This window comes from Ferrovibrio sp. (assembly GCF_035304305.1).
Classification (GTDB): Bacteria; Pseudomonadota; Alphaproteobacteria; order Ferrovibrionales; family Ferrovibrionaceae; genus Ferrovibrio.
Window position 1 is genome coordinate 1 of sequence record NZ_DATGQG010000008.1, and the last position, 5161, is coordinate 5161.

5 protein-coding genes and 1 pseudogene are annotated in these 5161 nt (G+C 66.8%); 2 read left to right on the forward strand and 4 right to left on the reverse strand.

Features of this window, described 5'->3' with window-relative positions; translation table 11 throughout:
• Positions 1-669, reverse strand: a 669-nt coding sequence (locus tag VKZ87_RS00885) for an amino acid--tRNA ligase-related protein (RefSeq protein ID WP_324219347.1), incomplete at its 3' end; no start/stop codon positions are given.
• A gap of 241 nt (positions 670-910) precedes the next feature.
• Between VKZ87_RS00885 and VKZ87_RS00890 the strand changes: the two genes are divergently transcribed.
• Together VKZ87_RS00890 and VKZ87_RS00895 are read left to right on the forward strand one after the other, a co-directional pair.
• Entirely contained in the window at positions 911-1630 is a 720-nt protein-coding gene (locus VKZ87_RS00890; RefSeq protein ID WP_324219348.1) for an alpha/beta hydrolase, read from the forward strand.
• The gene (locus VKZ87_RS00895) at positions 1621-2895 is read left to right on the forward strand and encodes a diguanylate cyclase (protein ID WP_324219349.1); all 1275 of its coding nucleotides are present in this window, start codon (positions 1621-1623) and stop codon (positions 2893-2895) included. The genes VKZ87_RS00890 and VKZ87_RS00895 overlap by 10 nt, the downstream gene beginning before the upstream one ends.
• Here VKZ87_RS00895 and VKZ87_RS00900 read toward each other — a convergent pair whose 3' ends face one another.
• The 3 genes and pseudogenes from VKZ87_RS00900 to VKZ87_RS00910 form a co-directional block, all read right to left on the reverse strand.
• A complete protein-coding gene (locus tag VKZ87_RS00900) occupies positions 2896-3738 on the reverse strand; it encodes a hypothetical protein (RefSeq protein ID WP_324219350.1) in 843 nt (280 codons plus the stop codon). It abuts the gene before it with no gap.
• 60 nt (positions 3739-3798) lie between these two features.
• Entirely contained in the window at positions 3799-4737 is a 939-nt protein-coding gene (locus VKZ87_RS00905) for a homocysteine S-methyltransferase family protein (protein WP_324219351.1), read from the reverse strand.
• A 54-nt stretch (positions 4738-4791) separates the two neighbouring features.
• A pseudogene (locus VKZ87_RS00910) lies at positions 4792-5161 on the reverse strand (hypothetical protein); the annotation flags it as partial.

A 5161-nucleotide genomic window follows, 5' to 3' on the forward strand; every position in this document is an offset into this window, starting at 1 on the left:
CAGGTCCTCGTCGCGGAAGCAGCGCACGATCTGGTAGTAGCGGTCGAAGCCCGACATCATCAGCAGCTGCTTGAAGATCTGCGGCGACTGCGGCAGCGCGAAGAACTTGCCTTCATGGGTGCGCGACGGCACGAGGTAATCGCGTGCGCCCTCGGGCGTAGCCTTGGTGAGCATCGGCGTCTCGATGTCGATGAAGCCGTTGTCGTCCATGAAGCGGCGGATCGCCATGGTGAGCGCGTGGCGCAGGCGCAGGCGGCGCTGCATCTCGGGGCGGCGCAGGTCGATGTAGCGGAACTTCAGGCGCCGCTCCTCGCTGACGTCCTCGGCCTCATCCAGCATGAACGGCGGCGTTTCCGCGGCGTTCAGCAGCTCCATGGAACGCGCGTAAAGCTCGACCTGGCCGGAACGAAGCCTGGGATTCTCGGTGCCGGCGGGACGGCGGCGCACCTTGCCGGTGATCTTCAGCACGTACTCCGAGCGGACGCGCTCGCCCAGTTCGAACACGGCCTTCTCGTCCGGGTCCATCACGACCTGCAGCAGGCCCTCGCGGTCGCGCAGGTCGACGAAGATCACGCCGCCATGGTCGCGCCGGCGGTGAACCCAGCCGCATACCGTGACTTCGCTGTCGAGAAGGCTTTCATCTACCTGGCCGCAATAATGGGTGCGCATCGTTGATCCTGTTGAACCGGGAAGGGAAACGCCGGGAATACCGGCAAAGGCGCGAAATATTAAGGTGTGGGCCGCAACCCGGCAACCTTGGACGGTTCGCGCGTTTATGGAAGCTCGTCTCCCAGATCAGTGATTTTTCACCGGTCCTGCGACGGATTGCGCACATGCCGTCGTTGCCGATGCGCTGGCGGCTGCTTCATCATCCTCTCTGCCAGCCGGGCGCCACACGGAAGAAAACCGCATGCGATACAGGGAAACAGGAAACACGGACGGCCGCCCCGTACTCCTCATCCATGGCTGGATGGCCAGCAGCCGCGTCTGGGACGCGCTCCTGCCCGCGCTGGCCGGGAACAGGCTGATCCTGCCTGAGCTGTGGCAGGAAACGAACACGCCGGTCTCACTTGACCGCCTCGTCGAGGAGCTGCTGGGCCTCGCCGAGCGCCTCGATCTCCATGACTGCCACCTCGTCGGCCACAGCATGGGTGGCCAGCTCGCCCTGCTGCTCGCGGCTGCAGCGCCGCAGCGGTTCGTCTCGCTGGTGATGCTCACCCCGGTGCCGGTCGAGGGCCTGCCACTGCCCGCCGAGGTGGCTGACCAGTTTCGCAATGCCGGCGGCAGGCGCCACGCCTTGGCCGGCATCCTGGACGCCTGCTGCTTTGCACTTGCCCCGGAAGACAGGGAGCGCCTGCTGGACGAGGCGACGCGGATCGCTCCCGAAATCATCGCCGCGAGCTTCGATGCATGGCAGCAGGGCAGGCAGCACACCGAACTGCAACCTGTCGAGCTGCCCGTCACCGTGGTCGCCACCGATGATCCCTTCCTGCCGCCCGCGCTGCTGGATGCGGCCATCGTCCGGAAACTGCCCAATGCGCGGCTGGCCTCCATCCCGGGCTGCGGTCATTACCCGCAGGTCGAAGCCCCGCAGCGCGTGGCCGAGCTGCTGATCGAGTCATGGCAATGAAACAAGAAGACAGCGGCACGCGCCTGCTCGCCGAAGCCTACGGCGATCTCTCCACGGACGTGCTGCGTGAACTGTTCTTCCACGCGCCCACCGCGTTGATCCTGGTCGATGCCGCCAGCGGTTGCCCGGTGGCAGCGAGCGAGCAGGCGCTGGCGCTGTTCGGTCTCGCCGGCCAGCCTGCCGCCAGCATCCGCATGCAGGACTTCTGGGACGATGCCGACGAGCGGCAGCGCTTCCTCGCGGCGGTCCGGGGAGACCAGGTACGCGGCTGGCGCATCCGCATGCGCCGCTCCGATGACAGCCGCTTCTGGGCGCGGGTCTCGGCGCGGCTGGTGACCATCAACGGCCGCGACGCGGTGCTGAGCGCCGTCACCGACGTCTCCGACATCGTCGCGGCGGAAGAGATGCTGCACCGGACGCAGCAGACGCTCAGCACGCTGCTGGAAGCCTCGCCCTTCCCGCTCATCGTCACCCGTCTCGACAACGGCGTGATCCGCTACTGCAACCAGAAGGCGGCGGACATGTTCGAAACGCCGCTGTCGGGATTGATCGGGCACACCGCCCCCGAGTTCTACGTCAATCCCGAAGACCGCATTTCATTCGTCGAACGTCTGCGTGAGAACGGCCGGGTCGAGGGCTTCATCGCCTCGCTTCGCACCCAGGGCGGCGAGCCCTTCTGGGCGATGCTGAGCGCAAAGACGCTGGAACTGAACGGCGAACCGGTGTTCATGGTGGCCTTCGCGGACGTCACGAGGCAGAAGGCGAAGGAAGAGGAACTTGCCACACTCGCCTTCCGCGACAGCCTCACCAACGCCTACAACCGCCGCTACTTCATGGAAGCGCTGCAGGCCGAACTGCTGCGCGCGGAACGCTCCGGCGCTTATCCCGCGGTAGCGATGATCGACATCGATCATTTCAAGCGCCTGAACGACAGCCGCGGCCACGAGGCCGGCGACCGCGTCCTGAAGGAATTCACCGCGCTGGCACAGGGCATGCTGCGCAAGTCGGACGTGCTGGCGCGCTATGGCGGCGAGGAATTCGCCTTGATGCTTCCGGAGACGACGCTCGCCGATGCGGTCGTGATCGTGGATCGCATCCGCGAGGCTACCGGCGCTCACACCTTCAGCGAGGAGTACCGGATCTCGATCAGCGCGGGCGTGGCCGTGGCCAGGAACATCTGCAGCGCCGAGCTCATCAAGGCGGCGGATGCCGCCCTCTACTGCGCCAAGCGTGAAGGCCGAAATCGCGTCAAGACGGCCTCCTGATCAGCGGAAGATCGCGTCCCGCTGCACCAGCAGCTTCCAGCCCTCGCCGTCCCATTGCCAGACATGCAGGAAGCTGCCCATCGGCTGGCCTTCGGCATCCCCGGCCGGATGCAGCGTGCCGTAGGTGTAGGCGAGATCGCCGCTTTGCGCGACATCTCCACCCGTCATCCGCCAGCTCCATGCCGGCGCCTCGGCCTCGAGCAGTGCCACCGCCGCCTCGCGGCCGATCACCGGTAACCGGCCTTCCAGGTAGAGCCTGAGCTGCGGCAAGGCGAAGGCGTGGACGGCGCCGGCAACGCCTTCCGACCGCGCACGCTCGCGCAGCCTCGCTTCCACGGCTTCAAGTTCGTCCATGCTCGCGTCATCGCGAGCTTCCGGAAGCTGGCTCGCCGGCATTCGCGCCGGGTCGAGCGCGGCAATGGCGGCCTCCGGTTGCGGATGACCGATGCCGCCATCGATGACCACTTTCCAGGCGCCGTCCGCCTGGCGTTCCCAGATGGAGATGAAATGCCCGTAGCCGCGCCGCTGGGGATCGGTTTGCGAGACCAGCGTGAACGGACCGGTAGACAGGCCGAAGTCGCCGGAGGCAGCCGCCAGCGTGAACGCGGGATACCAGTCCAGTGTCACCGGCGGGTTTTCCTGCGCGGCATGCCAGGCCCGTGCGCCGGAACGCGGCAAGGGCTGGAACACGACCGCGTCATCGGCAAGGTGCGCGGCGAAGGCCGTGTTCATGCCCTCGGCTACCGACTGCGCGGCGAAGGCACGTTCTGCGGCAGCGATCTGCGCGGCGGGATGATGGGGTGAGGAAGCGGCAAGGACAAGCAGCAAGGCGGCAAGGGACATGAGGTTCTCCGGTGGCGGCCAGATGCCGCCACCGTGAGTTCCGCCAGGAAGGCGAAAGGTTCAGCCGACCGCGGAATGAATCGCGGTGATGTGGCGATGGTCGGTACCGCAGCAACCGCCGACCACACGCAATGCCGGGAGCAGTTCCTTCAGCTCGACGTAATCGCGCGCCAGCGCCTCGGGATCGCCGGCGTCCAGCTCGGTGGATTCGTTGAGCTCGGCGTGGCTCTTGGTGGAGGCATTCGCTCGGATGCCCTGCAGGCGCCGGGCCCACTCCGGCCGGTCGCGCAGCAGGTCGCGGAAGTGCTCGGGGTGCGCGCAGTTGATCATGTAGTAGAGCGGCGCGCCATCGGTCGCGGCATCGGTTTCCTCGATGGCCTCCTGCAGGGACTGCCCCGTCGGCAGGCGGCCGTCGGTTTCCACGGTGAAGGAAATCACCACCGGCATGTTCCGCGCCCTGGCCGCGCGCGCGATGCCGATGGCTTCCTCGACGTAATTCATGGTGATGGCGGTGACGAGGTCCGCGTCCGTTTCCGCAAAGACGCGCACCTGGAGATCGTGGTAGGCCTGTGCTTCCTCGGCCGTCATCTTCGCCTCCGGCTGGTAGCCGTCGCCACGCGGACCGAGGCAACCGCTGATCACCAGCGGGGAGGCTTCCGTCTCGAACTCCTTGCGCAGTTCGAGCAGCAGCTTCACGGCATCGCGGTTGACCCTCTCCAGCGCTTCCGCCGAATAGCCGAGCTTCACGCCCCAGTCGTGGTTGGCGCGCCAGGTGGCGGTCTCGAGCACGCAACCCGCGCCGCGGTCGCGAGCCAGCGCGGCATAGGGCGTGAAGTATTTCTTCAGCGCCGCCCAGCCCTCGGGCGTGTCATGCAGCGGGAAGGCCGCGAACAGCGGCAGGTCCAGCCCGTCGAGAAAGATCAGCGTGGTCTCGATGCCGCCGTCGGTTACGAAAATGCGTTCACCGAGCTGCGGCAGCGCGTTGCGATACTTGGCCATGGATACCTCCTTTTCTGAAGACGGCATCCATGCGCACCGCGCTCCCGGCCCGGCTCATGCCGCGCGATCGAAACTCAGCCCCTGTTCGCCGTCCACATCCAGGCGGATGACGTCGCCCGGCCCAAACTCGCCCTGCAGGATGCGCTGTGCCAGCGGATTCTCCAGCTGCTGCTGGATCGCGCGGCGCAGCGGGCGGGCGCCATAGACCGGATCAAAGCCCGCCTCGCCGAGCCGGTCCAGTGCCGCCTCGGAGATCTCCAGCTTCATGTCGCGCTCGGCGAGCCGCTTGCGCAGGTAGCCCACCTGGATGTCGGTGATGCGGCGGATCTGCTCGCGGCCCAGCGGCCGGAACACCACCGTCTCATCGATGCGGTTGATGAACTCGGGGCGGAAGTGCTGGCCGACGATTTCCAGCACGGCGTTC